Genomic DNA, 20,717 nt, shown 5'->3' on the forward strand with positions numbered 1-20,717 from the left:
ACATTACCTAGGAGGCTTTATCTGGTGGATATTAATTAAATTTTGTAAAACGGATTTAGCAATTGAACAAGGGGAAAATAATAGAATTAGAAATATACTATTCTCACTTACAATCGGAATAATTTTAGGAATTATATTCGTAAAACTCTTTTAATTATTTTACAAAAAAACCGACAGATTTTATCCCGAGGCTTCGGGACTGTCGGTTTTTTTACTACCAAAATCAGCTAATCACTAAGACTTTATTAAACTTTACATAAAGAATATTCATTGAACAAAAAAGTTATTATTTTAGCCCATTGCTAAAATGTTCCAAAATTCATGAAAACCCGAAAACAAAAAATAATCTTAATTGCAAAAATAGTTGTTGCCTTCATCGCAATTGCTATTATCGGGATTTTCAGTTTTAGAGAAACGCTTTTACAGCAAATTATCGCAAAGACTTCTTCTAAAATGGAAGTGGACTACAACAGTCGTTTTTTGGTAAAAAAAGCCAATTTCGAAGGACTTTCAGGTATCAATCTTACCGATATTACTTTAGTTCCCAACAACGCAGATACCTTGTTCAAAATCCAAAAAATGAGAACCAGTGTCAACATCTGGCGTTTGTTAATTGGCGATGTGCAATTAGGAACTTTAGAAATCAAAAATGGCTTTGTCCAGCTGACTAAAAAAGGGGAAGTGAAGAATTTTGCCGCTTTTCTAAAAAAAAATAAAGACGAGGAAAACACAACTAACAAAAAAGATTACGCCGCCTTTGCCTACCGAATCATATCCAGAGTATTAAATCTAATTCCGACGGATATGCATGTCGAAAACCTAAAATTCAAACTCGACGACAACGGCAAAAAAGCCACTATTGACATTAAAAAATTAGTATTAGCAAACAAGGAACTCGAAACTTCGATTCATGTAAAAACCAATACGTTTGCCCAACGCTGGAAAATAAAAGGTTTTGCTGACCCAAGACATAAAAAAGCCGATATTCGATTCTTTAATATTGACACAGGAGCTATCAAAGTGCCCTATTTTGACGAGCGCTACAAACTTATCTCCAGTTTTGATTCCATTCGATTAAATATCGAAAACATTGACAAAAGTGGAGGCGAATTGCATATTGACGGCTTTGCTTCTATTGCCAATTTAAAAATTAATCATGCTAAAATTGCCCGAAAAGATGTGCTAATTAAAAACGCCCGTTTTGATTATCGCTTGCTTTTGGGTTCTGATTTTGTTTCAGTTGACAGCAGTTCGACCGTACAGTTTAACAAAATAAAATTCCATCCTTATCTGGCTTACGAAACGGAGGAGGATACCATCTACAAACTCAAAGTCAACATCCCAAAAATGAAAGCACAGGATTTCATATCCTCGCTTCCTGATGGCTTATTTACCCATTTTCAAGGCATGGAAGCCAACGGAACTTTCGACTATAATCTGGATTTCAAATACAATAAAAACAAACCAAACGATTTGGTCTTTAATAGTAATCTGAAAAAAGAAAACTTAAAAATCACCAAATATGGCGAGGCGAATTTGAATAAACTCAATGGCGAATTCATCTATCGCGCCATTATACAAGACGTATTGCAACGACCAATTCTTGTTGGCGCAGCCAATTCGAATTACACACCGCTAGACCAAATTTCGCCTTATTTAAGAAAATGCGTTTTGACCACCGAAGACCCTTCATTCTTTTCTCATCATGGTTTTATCAATGAAGCTTTCAAACAATCTATCGTAAAAAATATCCGAACTAAGAAATTTAGTCGGGGTGCCAGCACCATTAGCATGCAATTAATCAAAAACGTTTTCCTGACCAGAGAAAAAACCTTGTCCCGAAAACTGGAAGAAATTCTGCTGGTTTACATCTTGGAAAACAATCGTATTGTAAGCAAAGAACGCATGCTGGAAGTGTATTTTAATATTATCGAATGGGGGCCAAATGTGTACGGAATTGGCGAAGCAAGTCAGTTTTATTTCCAGAAAACTCCAGCCGATTTGACTTTTAACGAATGCCTGTATCTTGCCCGAATTATTCCCAGTCCGAAAAAATTCATGTACCAGTTTAATGACGAAGGAAATCTTAAAGATTCAGCAGCAAAACAGGTTTCCTTTTTAACCAATTTAATGATCAAAAGAGGATTATTAACCATAGACGACACTATTTTTAAAAGCCAGCCTACCATTCTAACCGGACCGGCTAAATCCTATCTAAATATAAAAGCAAAAGATACTACTGTGGTTGATTCTTTATCGGTAAAAGAGGAATTTGAATTTTAAAATTTAACCACAAAGCCCACTAAGAAGGCACGAAGGGCACAAAGGTTTTTTATTCTAAGCTTTTAGAAAAAACAAACCGCAAATTCACAGATTACAATTTGCGAATTTGCGGTAAATAATAATCAAAGTGTTCAGTGTCCTCAAAACAAGAAAACTGAACACTCAAAACTGATTACTGAAAACTCTTTTTAAGGAGCAGGATCAGGAACAATAGCATGAACCGCATCTATTTCACTCATAATTTCATCTGAAAGCACAACATCAATCGAACCAATATTTTCTTTTAATTGTCCTAAAGTAGTTGCTCCAATGATATTACTGCTCACAAAAGCTTGCTGATTCACAAAAGCCAAAGCCATCTGCGCTAACGACAAACTATGCTTTTTTGCAATTTCACTGTACAATTTAGTCGCCTGAGTACATTCTTCGCTATTGTATCTTGAAAATTGTGGGAACAATCTAATTCTGGCATTTGGATGTTCGAAACCCGTTAAAAACTTCCCTGAAAGAACACCAAAAGCCAATGGAGAATAAGCTAATAAACCCACATTTTCCCTAATACACACTTCGGCTGAACCTCCTTCAAAAAGCCTGTTTAATAAGGAATACGGATTTTGAACCGTCTTGATTTTTGGCAAATTATTATACTTGCTTTCCTCCAGAAAACGCATAATTCCCCAAGGTGTTTCATTTGAAAGTCCGATGTGTTTAATCTTTCCTTCTTTGATAAAACCTTCTAAGGTTTCCAATACCAATTGGATATTGTCTTCCCAAATATCTTCCTGTACTTTAAAACCACGCTGTCCAAAGAAATTGGTTTTTCGCTCCGGCCAGTGCAATTGGTACACATCAATATAATCGGTTTGTAAACGCTGTAAACTTTTGTCTAAAGCATGTTTGATACTGGCAGGCGAAAAATCATTCTTTTCACGCATGTAAGTAAAATTCGGATTAGGTCCCGCAATTTTGGTTGCCAAAACGATTTCTTCTCTTTTTCCTGACTTTTTAAACCAGGTTCCTATAATTTTCTCGGTACTTCCATAGGTGGATTCATGTGCCGGCACCGAATACATCTCGGCAGTATCAAAAAAATTCACCCCATGTTCTACAGCATAATCCATTTGGGCATGACCATCAGTCTCAGTATTTTGTTGCCCAAAAGTCATTGTCCCAAGGCATATTTTACTCACTTTTATATCAGTATCGGGTAAAGTAGTGTATTTCATTGTCGAATTTTAAAATTAAAAAAATAAAGTTACAAAGATTTGTATGAACTATTCAAATCAAAAAAGGTTCAAAGCAGCACTTCGAACCTTTTTTAACTTTTATTTAAAATGCCTAGTTGATTTCATTCAACATCTCGGCAATTTCGTCTAATCTTGGTGTTAGGATAATCTCAATTCTACGATTTTTTGCTTTTCCGTCGGCAGTTTCATTAGTAGCTAAAGGCGAAAACTCTCCTCTTCCCGCAGCAGTCAAACTCTTTTTATTGATAGCTTTGTTTTCGCTCAAAATACCTACAATAGCCGTTGCTCTTTTAGTCGACAAATCCCAGTTATCTGCAATTGGCCCTGAACCTCCATAAGGATCATTATCAGTATGTCCTTCGATAAGTACAGCAATATCAGGATTGTCACCCAAAACTTTCCCTAACTCCACCACTGCTTTCTTACCTTCGGAACTTACCGCCCAACTTCCTGAGTTGAAAAGCAATTTGTTTTCCATAGAAACATATACTTTTCCGTTTTTTTGCTCTACAGTCAATCCTTTTCCTTCAAATCCGTTTAAGGCTTTCGATAAAGTTTCTTTCAATTTTCGCATTGTAGCTTCTTTGGCAGCAATCATGTCTTCTAACTCTTTCAAACGTTGCGCGTTTTTGTTCAAACGCTCTTGTTCAATAGACAGAGCCTTTCCTTTTGCTTCTAATTCAGCTAATAAATCACGGTTTTTCTTCATATTAGACTCCAAGGCATCATTGCTGTTTTTCTCTAAAGCACTATACGAATCTTGTAAACGAGCCATTTTTTCATTCAATGCTTTTTGATCAGCAGTTAGTTTATCACGTTCTGACTTTAGCTTACTCAAATCATTTTTTAAAGCATCACGATCTAATTCTAATTGATTTTTTGATTTTAAAAGATCGGCGTTTTCGTCCGACAAACTTCTGTTTTCTTTCTTTAAATCAGTGTATTTATTTTCTAAATCGTTATATATTTTTTTCGAAACACAAGAGGTCGAAAGGGCTAAAACTAATAAGCCTAGAGAGATTTTTTTTATCATTTTATTTAATTTTATTTGAACCTAATTGTTTTTTTGACATTGTCATTGATATTGCAATTGGCATTAATTTATTCTATATCTACAAGAACGGGGCAATGGTCAGAATGTTTTGCTTCGGGCAAAATAAGCGCTTTCTTTATCCTATCTCTCAATGGCTCGCTTACCAGACAATAATCAATACGCCAGCCTTTATTATCAGTTCTTGCTGTTTTTACACGCACAGTCCACCAGGAATAATTACCCGGTTCTTTGTTTAAAAAACGAAAACTGTCAATAAATCCGTTTTTCAGGAAAGCATCCAGCCAGGCACGTTCTTCCGGAAGAAAACCCGACACCTTAGCATTCCTGATTGGATCATGAATATCTATGGCTTCGTGACAAATATTATAATCGCCACAAATGATAAGATTTGGAATCTCTTTTTTCAAATCATTGATATAATTTTGAAAATCATCCATAAACTGAAACTTATGGTTGAGTCTTTCAATATTAGTACCTGAAGGCAAATAAAGGCTCATTACCGAAAAATCATCAAAATCAATGCGAACATTTCGTCCTTCGAAATCCATGTGTTCAATCCCTGTGCCATAAACCACGTTATTGGGTTTAACTTTTGATAAAATAGCAACACCACTATAACCTTTTTTAGTTGCCGGAAACCAATAATGGTACGGATAACCCGCTAATTCAAAGTCTAACAGCGGAAGTTGGTCTGGCGTAGCCTTAATTTCCTGAAGACAAACCACATCAGGTTTAGCCTGATCTAACCAATTAATAAATCCTTTTGAAATTGCTGCACGAATTCCATTGACATTATAAGATACAATTCTCATCTAATTTGTTTTTTGATTTCCAAAAATACTAAAAAATAAATCGGTCGGGCTACAAAAAACTTTAAAATCAAATGTGGCTCATAGCCGGATAATGGAGTTTTTTTCTATCTTTGTTTTTCTCTCAAAAAACAAAAAATAAATGGGTTTAGTTACCGCCAAAGAAGTTGCAAAAGCAATTAATGTTGAGAAATACGGAGCATTAGGGACTTTTTCAGGTTGGCTATTAATGAAAGTTCTGAAGATTTCCACTCTAAATAAAGTTTATAACCGCAACAAACATCTAAAAGAAATTGATTTCTTAAATGGAATTGTAGATGATTTACAAATAAAGTTTGAAATACCTGAAGAAGATTACAAACGCTTGCCTAAAGAGGGAGCTTATATCACCATTTCCAACCATCCGCTGGGAGGAATAGATGGTATTTTGTTATTGAAATTAATGCTTGAAAGAGAGCCTAATTTTAAGATTATCGCTAATTTCCTATTGCATCGAATTGAGCCATTAAAGCAATACATCATGCCTGTAAATCCTTTTGAAAATCATAAGGATGCAAAATCAAGCGTTTTAGGAATCAAAGAAACTTTACGTCATCTTAGTGACGGAAAACCTCTGGGAATGTTTCCTGCCGGAGAAGTTTCCAGCTATAAAGACGGACAACTTGTTGTAGATAAACAATGGGAAGAAGGCGCCATCAAGGTAATCAGAAAAGCGCAGGTTCCTGTTGTGCCAATTTATTTTCATGCTAAAAACAGTCACCTTTTCTATTTGCTTTCTAAAATCAGCGGCACTTTGCGTACTGCAAAATTACCTTCGGAACTTTTTAGTCAAAAAAACCGTGTTATCAAGGTAAGAATTGGAAAACCAATTTCGGTAGCCGAGCAAAATGAATATGAAAGTATTGAAGCCTATTCGGAATTCCTGAGAAAGAAAACCTATATGCTGGCTAATCCTTTCGAAAAAGAGAGCAAGTTACTCACTCCTGCTAATCTAAAAATCACTAAGAATCCTAAGGAAATTGCAACTCCTGCTAATGAAGAAAAAATAATTTCGGAAGTAAAAGCCTTAAGAGATACTGATTGCCGATTATTGCAAAGCAAAAACTATGAAGTTTTCTTTGCACAAGCAAACAAGATTCCGAGTATTTTACATGAAATAGGACGTTTACGCGAAATAACTTTTAGAGAAGTCGGCGAAGGAACCAATGAATCTATCGATTTAGACAAATTTGACCAATACTACCACCATCTTTTTTTATGGGATGATGAAGCACAAAAAATTGCAGGTGCTTACCGAATGGGACTAGGGTCAGAAATTTATCCTAAACATGGTATTGATGGTTTTTACCTTAACGAATTGTTTCGTTTCGAACCTGAATTATTCGAAACCATGCATCAGTCTATTGAAATGGGTCGTGCCTTTATCATCAAAGAATACCAGCAAAAACCAATGCCATTGTTCCTGCTTTGGAAAGGAATTATTCACACTACCTTGCGTTTCCCTGAGCATAAATACCTTATTGGTGGAGTGAGTATCAGTAATCAGTTTTCTGATTTCTCAAAATCATTGATGATTGAGTTCATGAAATCCAATTATTATGATCCTTACATTGCACAATACATCCATCCGAAAAAGGCCTATAAGGTAAAATTGAAAGATGCCGATAAGGATTTTATCTTTAATGAAACGGAAGCCGATTTGAATAAATTTGATAAAATTATCGACGAATTAGAACCAGGTATTTTGCGTTTACCAGTATTGATAAAAAAATACATCAAACAAAACGCAAAAGTAGTTGCTTTCAACGTTGACCCTTTATTTAACAATGCAGTTGACGGCTTGATGTACATTAGGATTGCGGATATTCCGGAAAGCACCATGAAACCGGTAATGGAAGAATTTCAGGCGGAATTGGAACGAAAATTCAACGAAAAAGGAGAATTATAATCCTTTCCTTCATATCAACAAAAAAGTCGCGTAATATTTTAGAAATAATACGCGACTTTTTTATTTTTTAAAACCATGGCTTTCGCCCTATTTGGTAGATTCTGTAAAATTCATCCTCTGATTTTGTCAAATAAATTATTCCTTCTATGAGTCCCAGCAAACCTGTTATTGCGCCAAAACTAATCAGGCTTAGAAACAGCCAGATTATACCTTCCTTGGTATAGCCCAATAAGAATTTATGAATTCCAAAAGGACCCAAAATTATAGCTAATAAACCGGCAGCCAGTCTTTTATTGTCTTCTTCAAAAGGTTGCGGATTATTCCAATGTTCGTGTTTTGAATTTTCCATAATCACACATTTAACTGATTATCAACCCTTAAATTTATGAAATTATATTGGAATGAACATAAAAAATTGCTGATGTATTTAAAAGAAAAAAAATGAACTATAGTTCAAAAGTACCTATTTTATTAATTTCGGATGTTTCATTTTTAGGATCTGGCCCATATTTATTTGAGCTATGTTCACCCTCAGTACAAAATAGTATTAACATCCATATTGACATCGCTATTACAACTAAAAGTGGACCAAAAAAAGCTACTCCTAGAGAACTCATAGAAAAACCTCCTGACATAAATACAGAAAATCCAGAAACTAACATTACAATAACTAAAATTATAATTATTCCATAAAAAAGTAATAATAGCTTGCCGCTTTTACCAATATCATGAAGTCTTCTTACTGAAACAGCCAAACTAGGTATAAAAACAGCCAAATTATATAAACCACTCAAAACTCCTGAAGTTCCTAATTTAAACCCCAAAATATTGTCCAATAAAGTCAACAATACACCAATAATCATATTAGCCAATATGAAATACCAATATTCACTTCTCCTGGCTCTACCACTAAAACTTGCATAATTTTCAAAAACTACTTTTTTGTACCATTCAATCATAATTAATAAATCTTTAGTTTGCTAATCCTACTTTAGGATTTTGGTTACTAATATATGTATTTTACAGAAAAGTAATACTTAATAATTATTTAAAATATAATTTTTTAATCTTATCGACAATTACCTGCGCTAATCGTTCGTGACTTTCAAATGTCCAACCGGCCACATGAGGCGACAATAGTACATTATCGGCTTCCAATAAATACTGAAAAGCTTCTGGCGTGGTTTTATCCTGAAATAAAGTTTCGAAAGAAAGTTTCTCATATTCTAACACATCTAATCCGGCACCTAAAACCTTTCCGGATTGCAAAGCAGCAACTAAATCAGCCGTCACAATGTTTTTCCCTCTCGAAGTATTAAAAATCCAAAACGGCTTGGCAAAAGCATTAATATAAGTCTCATTGACCATTTTATCGGTTTCAGGAGTCCACGGAATATGCAAACTCAATACATCTGCTTTCTGTTGTAATTCTGCTAACGAAACTTGTTTTGCATTGGCATCACCAACATTTTCTTGTATATCATAACAAAGTACCTCAACATTAAAACCTCTTAGTCTTTTAGCGAACCATTTTCCCATATTACCATAACCAATAACACCTACGATTTTCCCGTCTAACTCATGTCCCCGATTGCTTTCTCTGTTCCAATGTCCGGAACGAATTTCTCTGTCGGCACGATTTAAATTATTAAAAAGCGACAAAATCATTCCTAAGGTGTGTTCGGCAACTGCATTTCTATTGCCTTCGGGTGCTGCAATAAGTCGGATATTTTTAGTCAGAGCATAATCACAATCAATACTTTCCAAACCTGCACCCACACGGGCTATAAATTGCAAATTAGTTGCTTTATCCAAAAAAGTCTTGTCTATCTTAAACCGACTTCGGATCACGATACCATGATAATCCTGAATTTTTGCTTCAATTGCTTCTTTTGACGAAGTAAAATCTTCATGGTTTTGAAAACCTAATTCCTGCAATTGCTGCATTAAAATGGGATTATTACTATCGATGTGAAGAATTTTAATATCCATAACTGTTTTTAAGTTGAGCCTTCAAAATTAATAAAAAAATGGGTTATTAATTTATTCCCAAAGATTAGCAACGCTTAAAAACAAAAAACCATTTCTAAATTAAAATTAATTCAGAAATGGTTTGCCGTGGACTACCCAAACTTAAAGTAAAGTTTTTTACATACGCTCTTTTTTTACAGATACATTTTCCGTTAATATCTCACCATTGTTTCGTCTCCGAACAAAAAACGGGAAATCTTGTCATAAATCATGTTGAATAACTTTTTCATAATAATGTTTATTTAGTGTTAGTTTTAAATTAAACCATTAATGAGAAAAGTAAAGTGGCGATAGACTGGGTTAGCTTTCATAAAATTACGGCATTTTTTAATCTTATAAAAACAACTTCGGGAATACTCGATATAAAGCAATTTTTCAAGATAAACTACATGATAATCAGTCATTTGAATTATTTTATTTACAAAAAACAGACTCAAAATCAGTGTATTATACTTAATATCCAAAAATTAAAAAAACAAACACTGAATCAACAATATTTATATCTTTGTTAAAAATGTATTTTTTACATTTAAATAAAAAACCATCCTATTTATAATAAAATGAACAAAACCTTGAACTTTTTACGCCTGACTTTTCTATTCAGTTTCATAGTTATGGGAACGACTGTACATTCCCAAAAACTAAAAAAGAATCAATTCAACAATCCTTTGGCATGGCAACGGGCGGATCCATTTGTAACAAAAACTCCAGATGGCACTTACTACTTTATAGCCACAGCTCCCGAATATGACCGTATTGAAATTCGCAGTTCAAAGACCATTAATGGCATCAAAGAAGCTAAACCGGTAATAGTATGGCGTAAACACGACAAAGGTGCTATGGGAAATCATATATGGGCTCCTGAATTGCACCGAATTGATGGAAAATGGTACATTTATTTTGCTGCAGGATCAGCTGAAGACAAATGGAAAATACGCATTTATACCTTATCTAATCCATCAGAAGACCCTACAAAAGGGGAATGGAAAGAAGAAGGTCAGATTGTGACTAAAAAAGATGTTTTTGCACTTGATGCAACTACTTTTGAACATAAAGGACAACGCTACCTTATTTGGGTAGACAGAGGACCTGGAAATATAGTAAATACGAGCTTGTATATTGCAAAAATGACCAGTCCAACTACGGTTGATAACAAACAAGTGGTAATTAGTCAACCTGACTACGATTGGGAAATGCACACTTACAAGGTAAATGAAGGACCTGCTGTACTCATTCGCAATGGAAAAGTATTTCTAACGTTCTCAGCCAGCGCAACTGATGCTACTTATTGTTTAGGTTTACTTTGGGCAAAAGAAGATGCCGACTTACTTGATCCAAAATCGTGGAACAAATTAGACAAACCCGTTTTCTTTACAAATGAAAAGTTCAAACGTTACGGTCCGGGACACAACAGTTTTACAGTAGCCGAAGACGGTAAAACCGATATTATGATTTACCACGCCCGTGATTATGAAAAAATCAAAGGTGACGCCTTATCTGACCCTAACCGCCATACCCGTGCCAGAGTATTAAAATGGACTAAAGACGGCATGCCTGATTTTGGTCAGGATATTGATGATAATGATATGGCTTTGAAAACCAATAAGAAATAATATTGTTTTTACTCATACAAACAGGGCTTCTCAATTTTCTTTAGAAGCCTTTTTTTAATTGAGATATTTTGTAAAGATAATTGTGTCTTTATGGTATATCAATAGTTCGTGTTTTTTATGAATTATTTTGATGTCATTTGGATTTTCTTCTAATATATCATTGCTTTGAATTTTTCCTATTCTGTTTTCAAAAAGCCCTAGTTTTTCATAAAGTTCATATTGCCCTCCTGCTGATAGTGGTCCTCCTGTTTTAGAGTAAATTATATAATCATTATTAAAGTAGACTTCTAAATTAGGTAATATCCAAAAATAGAATGAAATCACAATTGCTCCCATAATACCATCAGCTAACCAACCTAAGAATCCTATTATTGGACCAATTGTAAAATAACTAAAGTATAATGATAATTTTGTAAAAGGTTTCAAATAGAAGAAAAAAGCAATAAATCCACTAATAAAAAAAGCGATTTTGATACTTAATTTTACGGTATTATTCAATGTAATACCAGACACCGAAAAAAATAATAAGTTTAAGAATAGTAAACCTAATATTGAAAGGTGAATTAATAATATTTTCTTTTTTAGCATATTGCTTGTTTTTAGTAAAATTGGCCTAATCAAATATATAAAAAATGTATTACAAATATTATTATGAAAAGCAAAAAGGGCTTCTCAAAATTTCGAGAAGCCCTTTTTGTATTTAAAAAATTCGGAATTAAATCCCTTTAATTTTCTTTACCGCAGCTTTAATTCCTCGTATTAATGAAGAACTAAATCCATGAGATTCCATTTCGCTCAATCCTGTAATCGTACAACCTTGAGGAGTCGTTACTCTGTCTATTAATTGTTCCGGGTGAATTTGTTCTTCCATTACCATTTCGGCAGCTCCTTTTACGGTTTGTGCCGAAATAGCCAATGCCGTTTTCCAGTCGAATCCTATTTCGATTCCCGCCTGCATAGATGCTCTGATATAACGCAAAGCAAAAGCAGTTCCGCTGGCTGCCAAAACTGTAGCCGCATCCATTAATTTTTCGTCAATAACTGGTGCCGTACCTAAATCTTTAAAAAGAGTGACTAATTTTTGCCCTTCAGCGCTGTGTTTTTCGTTAAAAGAAATACAAGTTGCCGAAGCTCCGTATTGTGCCGCAATGTTAGGCATAATTCGAATTGCCTGATGTCCTTCGCCAATTTTACTTTGCAACGCATCAATAGACAAACCACTTACTCCTGAAGCAATTATTTTATTAGAAATAACAGGAAGTATCTCAGCCAAAACAGTATCTACCTGATACGGTTTAATGGTTAAAATAATAACATCGGCCTCTTGAATATTATGTTTATTATCCGAAGAAACTGTAACACCCAATTTCTCCAAATATAGAATACTGGCAGTATTTCTTCTGGTTACCGTAATTTGATTTTCGGCAGGGCATTTCGCCATTCCTAATGCAATAGCAGCACCTAAGTTACCACCTCCTATTATATGTACTTTCATTGAAAAATGTATTAAAATCCTAAAATCATTTTTGCTACAGCAAAATAAAGAATAATACCAAAAATATCATTCGCCGTGGTTATAAAAGGTCCTGTTGCAATAGCAGGATCAATCTTATTTTTATGCAGAAAAAGTGGAACCAATGTCCCTAATGTAGCCGCAAAAAGGATAACTACAACCATCGAAATAGAAATAGCCAGTCCTACCAGATATTGTTGGTACATAATTGAATGATACCCTAACAACAACAAAGAAATTATCGAACCCGAAATCATGGCCACGGCGATTTCCTTGCTAAAATAAACCCGGCTAAATTCCTTCAAAGAACCATTAGCCAAACCTTGCACAACGATTGCTGATGCCTGAACCCCAATATTTCCTGCAGTTGCCGAAAGCAAAGGCACAAAAATAATCAAGGTCGAATAGCGTCGAAAAGCATTTTCATTATCTTTTAAAACAAAGGAAGCAATAACCTCTATCACCATCCCGATAAGCAACCAGGGCAAACGCGCCTTAGTCAACTCTAAAATACTGTCGTCAGTTTCTACGTCCTGAGTAATACCCGCCGCTAATTGGTAATCTTTCTCCGCTTCTTCCTTGATTACATCTACAATGTCATCAATGGTAATACGCCCTACTAATCTCCCCAACTCATCCACTACCGGAATGGCTTCCAAATCATATTTTTGCATGATTCGCGCCACTTCCACATCTTTATCGTCTACTTTTACCCAGTTTAATTTTCGAATATAGACATCGCTGATATGTGTCTTGGTTGAAGTAGTCAATAAATCTTTTAGCGAAAGTCTTCCCTTTAATCGGTTTTCATCATCAACCACATAGATTGAATGTACTCTGGATACGTTTTCGGCCTGAATACGCATCTCTTTTACGCAAGTTAGCACATTCCAGTTTTCATTGACTTTCACCAACTCTTTCCCCATCAAACCACCGGCAGTATCCTCATCATAACGTAATAAGTCAACGATATCCTTGGCGTGTTCAACGTCCTGAAGTTCCGAGATTACTTCTGCTTTTAAGTCCTGAGAAAGTTCTGCAATAATGTCGGCAGCATCATTTGTATCTAACTCGTCAAGCTCCTCTGCAATCTCTTTTGCAGAAAGACGACTTAATATATTCTCACGCAAATCATCTTCTAATTCAAGAAGAATTTCTGCTGTTTTTTCACTGTCTAATACCTTAAAAATATAAGTAGCTTCTTCAAAATCAAGTTTGTCCAAAACCTCGGCAATATCAGCATGGTGCATGTCATTAAGTAAGGCTTCCAGTTCCTTATCATTCTTATTGACAATGTGTTGCTCTAATTCGAGAATTAAGTCTTTGGTGATTTTAAATTCCATCGGCTTCTATTTTTTGAGTAAGTTCGATAAATTGTGCCACATCCAATTGCTCCGGACGGAGGTCAAAGATACTATCTTCTCTTAAATTATCCGATAAATCGAGTGTTTTTAAACTGTTACGCAAAGTTTTACGACGTTGCTGAAAGGCAGTTTTCACCACCGTAAAGAATAGTTTTACGCTACATGGCAAGCTGTAATCCTCTTTTCTACGCATACGCATCACCCCTGATTTTACCTTTGGTGGCGGATTAAAAACATTCTCGTCTACCGTAAACAGATATTCAGTATCGTAAAAAGCCTGTGCCAAAACGGATAAAATCCCGTAGGCCTTACTTCCTTTTTTCTCGCAAATTCGCTCAGCCACTTCTTTTTGAAACATCCCTGAGAATTCAGGAATCTGGTCTCTGAATTCCAATACTCTAAAAACAATTTGGGTCGAAATATTATATGGAAAATTCCCAATTATAGCAAACTGCTTGTTTTCGAAAACCTCATTGATATTGTATTTCAAAAAATCCTGCGAAATAATCTTACCGTGCAATTTTGGATAATTGGCTTCCAAATAAGTCACCGATTCGGTATCAATTTCAATTACATAAGTAGTGATGGGTTTATCCAACATATATTTGGTCAAAACCCCCATTCCTGGTCCTATTTCCAATACATCATCATATCCTTCTAAGCTTAATGTATCAGCAATATCTTTGGCAATACTTTCGTCTTTTAAGAAATGTTGTCCGAGGTGTTTTTTGGCTTTTACTTTATCCATGTTGTTGTTGCTTTTGTTTTCAACGGATTAAAATCCGTTGCTACAATATGATTCGTTCCTACGGAACTTTACTTATTTCAAAGAGCCTTCGGCTCGACATATTTTGTAAGGCTGGACTTTAGTCCAGTTATTCTCTAGTGCTCTGAAATCACTTGTAATTCAGTTCTAAAAGTGAGCATTTTTTCACCAAAAAGCTTTTGCCCCTCAGCCTGAAGTGCTGCATCATCTTCCTGATAAAATTTTTCTAAAGTCGCTAAACTATCCGTTGTAAATTGAGCCGAATAAGTCACTCCTCCCATTTCTTCTTCTACTAAAACACGAACCAATTTAGCATTGGTAAATTTACCCGTTGCCAGCATTTCAGGAATGTGTTTGTGCTGCATCCAGATCATCCATTGGTCATGAACGCTTTCGTGTATATTAATTGTAATGTTATAAATTATCATTGTATTTGTTTGTTTAATCATTGATTTGTTTAATTGTTTAATCGTTTAACCGAATCAACGATAACCGATTAAACTTTTTAAAGATTCTTATCTCCTCTTAACTCCCTGAATTTCTTTCTGGCTTCCACAAAATAAATACTGTCCTGATGATTAAAAATCAACTTTTCGTATAATGGTTTCGCCTTTTCGGGTTCGTTTAACTTCTTACTATAAATTTCAGCCGAAAAAAACAGTGCTTCATCAATGTAAATTCCATCACTATGATGGTCAATTATCGATTGGTATTGGCTTAAAGCCAAATTATACTCGGCAGTTTTTTCATAAACTTTCCCCAGTCGCAACTCTGTAACCGCTTCTATTTCCTGTCCTTTAAAGGTTTTTAAAACCAACTGAAACTGCGCAATGGCTTCCTGATTCCTGTTTTGATACAACAAATAATCGCCTTTGGCGAAAGCCTTCAAAGCCGTTTGTGTCGAATCAGCTACTGTGTTATCATTTATCAGTAAAAAATATTCTAAAGCATCATTAGCAATCAACTGCGTATTTGCCGATTTCAATTCCTTAAACTGTTTTAACGCCCAAGGAAAATCACCTTTAAAATAACTCGTTTTAGCTGCTTTCAAACTCGCTTCGTGAGCCACCACATCATTTTTCAAATCCATTTCAATTTGCGAATAATACAACAACGCCTGATTGAATTTTTCTTCGAAAAGCAAAATATCCGCCAATTCCATTTTGGCCTGAGCCACTTCGTAATTATTGAGCTGCAACTCCAAAGCTTTCTTTACAATCGCTCTTCCCTGCTCCGGTTTTTTCAAATGGAATGCCACAAAATGTGCCTGAATTAGCTGCAAAGATAAGGTAAAAGGACTTATTTCAAATTGTTTCAGCAAAGCCTCAATCTCCGTATTGATAGTTGCGTAATCTTTTTCGGTGGCTTTAGCAATTTTTAGTTCTATCAAATACGAATGGGCTTGCACCAGCAATCCTAAATCCTTGGTATTTTCAATTACAAAATCCAGTATTTCTTTAGCCACCTCCTGATTTTCTTCTTCAATGGCCAGATTTGCCAAATTCAAAATAGTAGAAAGCGATTCCGGATTGCGTTTGTAGATGGCTTTTTCCTGAATAAAGGCTTTCGAAAATTCTTTTTGCTGAATATAAAACCAACTCAAATAGCGGCTCCAGAACAAATCCTGACTTTTTTGAACCTTCAAAACCAAAGCTTTTCGCAAAGCATTGCTAAAACTCACATCGGCTTCATCGGTCATAAAACGCGACAATTGATTCTGAATCACAATCGAATTTTGAGGATTTGCATAAGCTTCGTCCAGAAAGGTATTAATCATCATTTCGAAATTACCTAATTGCCCGTAAAGTAATCCTTGTTGGTAATTGAAATTATAATTAGGCTGGATTTCAGTAGCGGTTTTATAAGCTTTTAAAGCATATTCTAATTGTACTTTTCGTTCAAAAGAATTAGCAATTCCGTACACTTCATTGGGATTTTTACGGATGCGTTCTATTGCCTCATCATAATAACTTTTGGCTTTAGCATCATTCTTTTGCAGTTGGTAATTATAACCTAATTCAACTAAAAGACTGCCTTGGTTGTATTTTGTAAGCCGGTTTTGGATGGCTTTTTCGGCAACATCATATTGTTGCAATTGCTGGTAACAATCTACTGTTCGAAGAAAGTATTGCATGTTTTGAGGAATGTTTTCCAATAATTCCTCATAACTGATTTTGGCTTTTTCAAAATCGCCTTTGTCGTAGTAATACTGCGCTAGTTGTTCGTTTTGTGAAAACGCAAACAGCGAAAATGACAAAGTAATATAAAGAAAGAGCTTTTTCATAACCGGATAAGGGTTTGAAATTAAATTTGAAAAATTTCCTTTTTTCTTTAAACCATTAAGAAATTAAGAACATTAAACTTAATGGCTCTTAATTTCTTAATGGTTGTAGATAATTCTTTCTGTTTTTAAACAGAACTAATTTATAATATCAAATCCACAGTATGGACGTAAAACCTCTGGAATTACGATTCCTTCCGGAGTTTGGTAATTTTCAAGAATTCCCGCAAGTACTCTAGGCAAAGCCAATGAACTTCCGTTTAGGGTGTGTGCCAATTGGTTTTTTCCATCCTTATCTCTGAAACGCAATTTCAGACGATTCGCCTGGAAAGTTTCAAAGTTAGAAACAGAAGAAATTTCTAACCAACGCTCCTGCGCCGTAGAATACACTTCAAAATCATAAGTCAAAGCCGAAGTGAAACCCATATCGCCTCCACAAAGACGCAAAATTCGGTATGGCAATTTCAATTCGTTCAAAATTTCTTTTACGTGCTCTACCATTCCGTCTAAAGCTTCATACGATTTCTCAGGATGCTCCACACGCACTATTTCTACTTTATCAAATTGGTGCAAACGATTCAATCCACGTACGTGTGCTCCATAAGAACCCGCCTCACGACGGAAACATGGCGTGTAAGCTGTAGTTAAAATTGGCAACTCATTTTCATTCAAGATTACATCTCTAAACAAGTTGGTTACCGGAACTTCCGCTGTTGGGATTAAGTATAAATTATCGGTAGCGTCATGGTACATTTGCCCCTCTTTGTCCGGCAATTGTCCCGTTCCGTATGCCGAAGCTTCGTTTACCATGTGAGGCACCTGAACTTCATTGTAACCTGCAGCCGTATTTTTGTCTAAGAAATAATTGATTAAGGCACGTTGCAAACGAGCTCCTTTTCCTTTATAAACCGGAAAACCAGCTCCTGTAATTTTATTTCCTAATTCGAAATCAATGATGTCGTATTTTTTTACCAAATCCCAATGCGGTTGTGCTCCTTCATGTAAAACCGGTACTTCACCAGCTTCAAAAACATTTAAATTTTCCTCCGGTGTTTTTCCTTCAGGAACAATATCGGCAGGAAGATTAGGTAAAGTATATAATTTTTCAGCAAGATCAGCAGCAATAACCTCAGCGGTTTCAGCCAGTTTCTTACTCTTTTCTTTATTGATAACTGTTTTTTCTTTTAAGATAGCAGCTTTAGATTTTTCACCTGCTTTCATCAATTCGCCAATGTCTTTGGACAATTTATTAGATTCGGCTAAAATGTTGTCTAACTCTACTTGCGTAGCACGACGACGCTCATCAAGTTGTACCACTTCTTCCACAACACTTTTGGCATCCATATTTCTTTTTGCCAAAGCCTTGATCACTTTTTCCTGATTCTCTCTAATAAATGCAATTTGTAACATAGTTGGGTTTTTATAAACTATTATATTTCTAATAACGGAAGCAAATTTAAGGAAATGTTTGGTACAAATAAGACAAAGTTTAAATTGAAAAAAATATTCCCCTAAGGTTTATGGAGCTTGCACCAAGAAGTACATATTTTTTATGCTTTACTTCTGGAATTCTTAATCTGCCTTTGCGAAATGCTTATTATCTGTCAAGCAACTAACAGCTAAGCTGATATTTGTTATTCATCATATCAATCTCTAAATTGCTTTAAATTCGGAATAATTATATTGAATTCTGTTCCAACACCTAATTCGGAATTTACATTTATCACACCATCCATTAAATCAACAGACTGTTTTACTATAGACAAACCAATTCCAAAACCCTCACTGACCTCCTTCTCTACCTGAAAATTTAAATCAAATATTTTCGAAAGCATTTCTTTGCTGATGCCAATTCCATTGTCTTTGATTGAGATTTTTGCTTCAATACCATTTGAATCGATTGAGACCAATACAAATGACTCTTCTTTCTTATTATCATAATATTTCAAACTATTGTCTATCAAGTTTGAAATAACCGAAGTGATTTCATTTTTATACGTATAAAATTCAACTGTTTGATGTACATCCGTTTTGATTTTAACATGTTCCAAAGCTAGATTGTATTTAACGGATTCGTAAAAATCACTTAACAATCTATTAAAATCTACTTCTGTATATTTATTGGTTGATTTAGACAACTCAAGGGTTTCCTGAACGAAGGATTTCAAATTAGAAGCGCTTTTTTCTATAAGAGAAAAATATTCATCAATTGATTCATTGTCTATCCTTGATAAATGGATCAAACCTATCACCGAATTTAAAGGAGCAACTATATCGTGAGTAATTTTAAACATGGTAGAATCCAAGCGTTTGTTGATTTCTTTCAATTGCTTGTTTTGCTTTTTAACAATCTCTTCCGCGATTTTTCGTTGACTTATATTAATATGCGACACAATTGACAAATCGACGTTGTTTACCAATGGAGTACATCTCAAAATAAACCATCTTTGCTCGTTTAAGGAATTACAAGAATACTCCATTTGAAAAAGAGCTTGTTCCCTATTAATCACAGCCTGAATACCCACTAATGCTTCGGTAGCGCTTTCTGCATCTTTACCGGCTGCTCTTCCACATATATCCAAATAATTTACACCAACATCCGTTTTGTCCAAAGAGCCAAAATTTTCACTCGAAAAACGTTTCCAGGCGATGTTTGTGTAAATAACCTCCCCTTTTTTGTTAATTACAGCAATGGAGTCTATGAATGAGTCAAAAAGTTCAAAAGAATATACCATGAAATTATTTGCAATTTGATTCAGGGATGACTTTAACTAAAAGTGTCGAATCATTTACTGATTAGGTTAACAAATTAAAAAAATGTATGGTAAATATAGGTTAAAATTTTCGAAATAAAGCAAAAATATCTTACATAAAACAGATATAAAAACAGGACAAAGACACACACACAAAATTCAGTATTTAGCTAATGAATTCTTTGTTGTCTTTGCAAAAAAAACAATTTATTGACTATGCTCTTTTAATTTCGTGGCCAACAAAGTCTTCCAACAATTCGAACATGGCATCAACAGAAAGAACCTGTGTGTCCGGATGATTTTTTAAGAAAGCAGTATTCAACTGCAATAAATTTTCTTCCAGTTCGAAAAAGCGGTCGTTGTTAAGCAAATCACGGATAGGATTTACCCCTTCTAATTTGCCTTTAAAGAATTTTTCTCTTTTTACACTGCTCATCAATTTGACTTTTTTGCATTGTTCCTGAAACAATTCCAAATGTTTTCCGGCACCAATTAAAGCCAAACCTTCTTCTATCAATTCGTTTAATTCGGTATTCCATCTTGAATTGTACACAAATTGTGCAAAATTACCCTTCACATATTGGCTATAGTAATAATCCAAATAATAACTCATCAACGCATCTTCGTGAATCAAATCGTCATCGATTTTTTCCTCACGCATCAGATTAATTACCGAAATATTTGAGTTGATTACATCTTGAGGATTTTCGCTATTTGCGGCTGTTTCTGAGATAATGATGCTTCCGAATTCCATGTGGAGTTTGTTTTAAAGAGTGGTTTGCAAATTTCGGCTAAAATAGTGAAGAATGAAAATGTTTTTAGCCACAGATTAAAAGGATTAGCACAGATTAATAGTCCCAAAAGTTATTCAGCACCCGATTCGTTAGTATTCTTTTGCTGATTCATTTTGGCAACCAAAGCTTTCAAACGCAAAGCTTTTTCTTTTTTTTCTTCTTGAAGCTTGGCCTTTTTCCGATTCAATAATTTGGTATGTAAAGTCTTATTTTTGGTATTTTTTTCAGGTCCTTTTGCCATGATTTATCTTCTTTAAATCT

Annotated in this window: 19 protein-coding genes; 3 read left to right on the forward strand and 16 right to left on the reverse strand. The window is 34.8% G+C overall.

What is annotated here, in order from left to right; genetic code table 11:
• The first annotated feature begins 321 nt into the window (after positions 1-321).
• Positions 322-2,283 (forward strand): transglycosylase domain-containing protein, encoded by a 1,962-nt coding sequence (locus EOD40_RS01410; RefSeq protein ID WP_128193112.1) that lies wholly within the window; start codon positions 322-324, stop codon positions 2,281-2,283.
• A gap of 188 nt (positions 2,284-2,471) precedes the next feature.
• Here the strand turns inward: EOD40_RS01410 and EOD40_RS01415 are convergent, their stop codons facing one another.
• From EOD40_RS01415 to EOD40_RS01425, 3 genes are all read right to left on the reverse strand, one after another.
• The gene (locus tag EOD40_RS01415) at positions 2,472-3,509 is read right to left on the reverse strand and encodes an aldo/keto reductase (protein WP_128193113.1); all 1,038 of its coding nucleotides are present in this window, start codon (positions 3,507-3,509) and stop codon (positions 2,472-2,474) included.
• Between the two features lie 112 nt (positions 3,510-3,621).
• Complete coding sequence (locus tag EOD40_RS01420; RefSeq protein WP_128193114.1) at positions 3,622-4,563, reverse strand: OmpA family protein; 942 nt, start codon at positions 4,561-4,563, stop codon at positions 3,622-3,624.
• Positions 4,564-4,631: 68 nt separating this feature from the next.
• Complete coding sequence (locus EOD40_RS01425) at positions 4,632-5,396, reverse strand: exodeoxyribonuclease III (protein WP_128193115.1); 765 nt, start codon at positions 5,394-5,396, stop codon at positions 4,632-4,634.
• 139 nt (positions 5,397-5,535) lie between these two features.
• Between EOD40_RS01425 and EOD40_RS01430 the strand changes: the two genes are divergently transcribed.
• Positions 5,536-7,341, forward strand: a complete 1,806-nt coding sequence (locus EOD40_RS01430; RefSeq protein ID WP_128193116.1) for a GNAT family N-acyltransferase — start codon at positions 5,536-5,538, stop codon at positions 7,339-7,341.
• 67 nt (positions 7,342-7,408) lie between these two features.
• On the opposite strand, the gene EOD40_RS01435 is transcribed toward EOD40_RS01430, so the two are convergent.
• From EOD40_RS01435 to EOD40_RS01445, 3 genes are all read right to left on the reverse strand, one after another.
• Positions 7,409-7,690: a TM2 domain-containing protein gene (locus EOD40_RS01435; protein WP_128193117.1), complete on the reverse strand. Its 282-nt coding sequence runs from the start codon at positions 7,688-7,690 to the stop codon at positions 7,409-7,411.
• A 97-nt stretch (positions 7,691-7,787) separates the two neighbouring features.
• On the reverse strand, positions 7,788-8,300 hold the full coding sequence (locus tag EOD40_RS01440; RefSeq protein ID WP_128193118.1) for a DUF805 domain-containing protein: 513 nt from the start codon (positions 8,298-8,300) through the stop codon (positions 7,788-7,790).
• A gap of 85 nt (positions 8,301-8,385) precedes the next feature.
• A complete protein-coding gene (locus EOD40_RS01445; RefSeq protein ID WP_128193119.1) occupies positions 8,386-9,333 on the reverse strand; it encodes a 2-hydroxyacid dehydrogenase in 948 nt (315 codons plus the stop codon).
• A 599-nt stretch (positions 9,334-9,932) separates the two neighbouring features.
• On the opposite strand from EOD40_RS01445, the gene EOD40_RS01450 reads away from it, so the two are divergent.
• A complete protein-coding gene (locus EOD40_RS01450; protein WP_128193120.1) occupies positions 9,933-10,985 on the forward strand; it encodes a glycoside hydrolase family 43 protein in 1,053 nt (350 codons plus the stop codon).
• Positions 10,986-11,039: 54 nt separating this feature from the next.
• Here EOD40_RS01450 and EOD40_RS01455 read toward each other — a convergent pair whose 3' ends face one another.
• The 10 genes from EOD40_RS01455 to EOD40_RS17915 all read right to left on the reverse strand — a co-directional run bounded on the left by EOD40_RS01455 (position 11,040) and on the right by EOD40_RS17915 (position 20,697).
• Positions 11,040-11,573 (reverse strand): hypothetical protein, encoded by a 534-nt coding sequence (locus EOD40_RS01455; RefSeq protein ID WP_128193121.1) that lies wholly within the window; start codon positions 11,571-11,573, stop codon positions 11,040-11,042.
• A 127-nt stretch (positions 11,574-11,700) separates the two neighbouring features.
• A complete protein-coding gene (gene proC / locus EOD40_RS01460; RefSeq protein WP_128193122.1) occupies positions 11,701-12,480 on the reverse strand; it encodes a pyrroline-5-carboxylate reductase in 780 nt (259 codons plus the stop codon).
• 11 nt (positions 12,481-12,491) lie between these two features.
• Complete coding sequence (gene mgtE / locus EOD40_RS01465) at positions 12,492-13,841, reverse strand: magnesium transporter (RefSeq protein WP_128193123.1); 1,350 nt, start codon at positions 13,839-13,841, stop codon at positions 12,492-12,494.
• The gene (rsmA, locus tag EOD40_RS01470; RefSeq protein WP_128193124.1) at positions 13,831-14,610 is read right to left on the reverse strand and encodes a 16S rRNA (adenine(1518)-N(6)/adenine(1519)-N(6))-dimethyltransferase RsmA; all 780 of its coding nucleotides are present in this window, start codon (positions 14,608-14,610) and stop codon (positions 13,831-13,833) included. Before rsmA ends, mgtE begins: the two co-directional genes overlap by 11 nt.
• A 134-nt stretch (positions 14,611-14,744) precedes the next feature.
• Entirely contained in the window at positions 14,745-15,056 is a 312-nt protein-coding gene (locus EOD40_RS01475; RefSeq protein WP_128193125.1) for a DUF4286 family protein, read from the reverse strand.
• 77 nt (positions 15,057-15,133) lie between these two features.
• Positions 15,134-16,912: a tetratricopeptide repeat protein gene (locus tag EOD40_RS01480; RefSeq protein WP_128193126.1), complete on the reverse strand. Its 1,779-nt coding sequence runs from the start codon at positions 16,910-16,912 to the stop codon at positions 15,134-15,136.
• 135 nt (positions 16,913-17,047) lie between these two features.
• Positions 17,048-18,319 (reverse strand): serine--tRNA ligase, encoded by a 1,272-nt coding sequence (gene serS / locus EOD40_RS01485; protein ID WP_128193127.1) that lies wholly within the window; start codon positions 18,317-18,319, stop codon positions 17,048-17,050.
• Positions 18,320-18,555: 236 nt separating this feature from the next.
• Positions 18,556-19,644: a sensor histidine kinase gene (locus EOD40_RS01490; protein ID WP_128193128.1), complete on the reverse strand. Its 1,089-nt coding sequence runs from the start codon at positions 19,642-19,644 to the stop codon at positions 18,556-18,558.
• 232 nt (positions 19,645-19,876) lie between these two features.
• The gene (locus EOD40_RS01495) at positions 19,877-20,416 is read right to left on the reverse strand and encodes a DMP19 family protein (protein WP_128193129.1); all 540 of its coding nucleotides are present in this window, start codon (positions 20,414-20,416) and stop codon (positions 19,877-19,879) included.
• A gap of 110 nt (positions 20,417-20,526) precedes the next feature.
• Positions 20,527-20,697 (reverse strand): hypothetical protein, encoded by a 171-nt coding sequence (locus EOD40_RS17915; protein WP_164905435.1) that lies wholly within the window; start codon positions 20,695-20,697, stop codon positions 20,527-20,529.
• Between the last annotated feature and the right edge of the window lie 20 nt (positions 20,698-20,717).

The organism is Flavobacterium sufflavum (assembly GCF_004016525.1).
GTDB classification, from domain to species: Bacteria; Bacteroidota; Bacteroidia; order Flavobacteriales; family Flavobacteriaceae; genus Flavobacterium; species Flavobacterium sufflavum.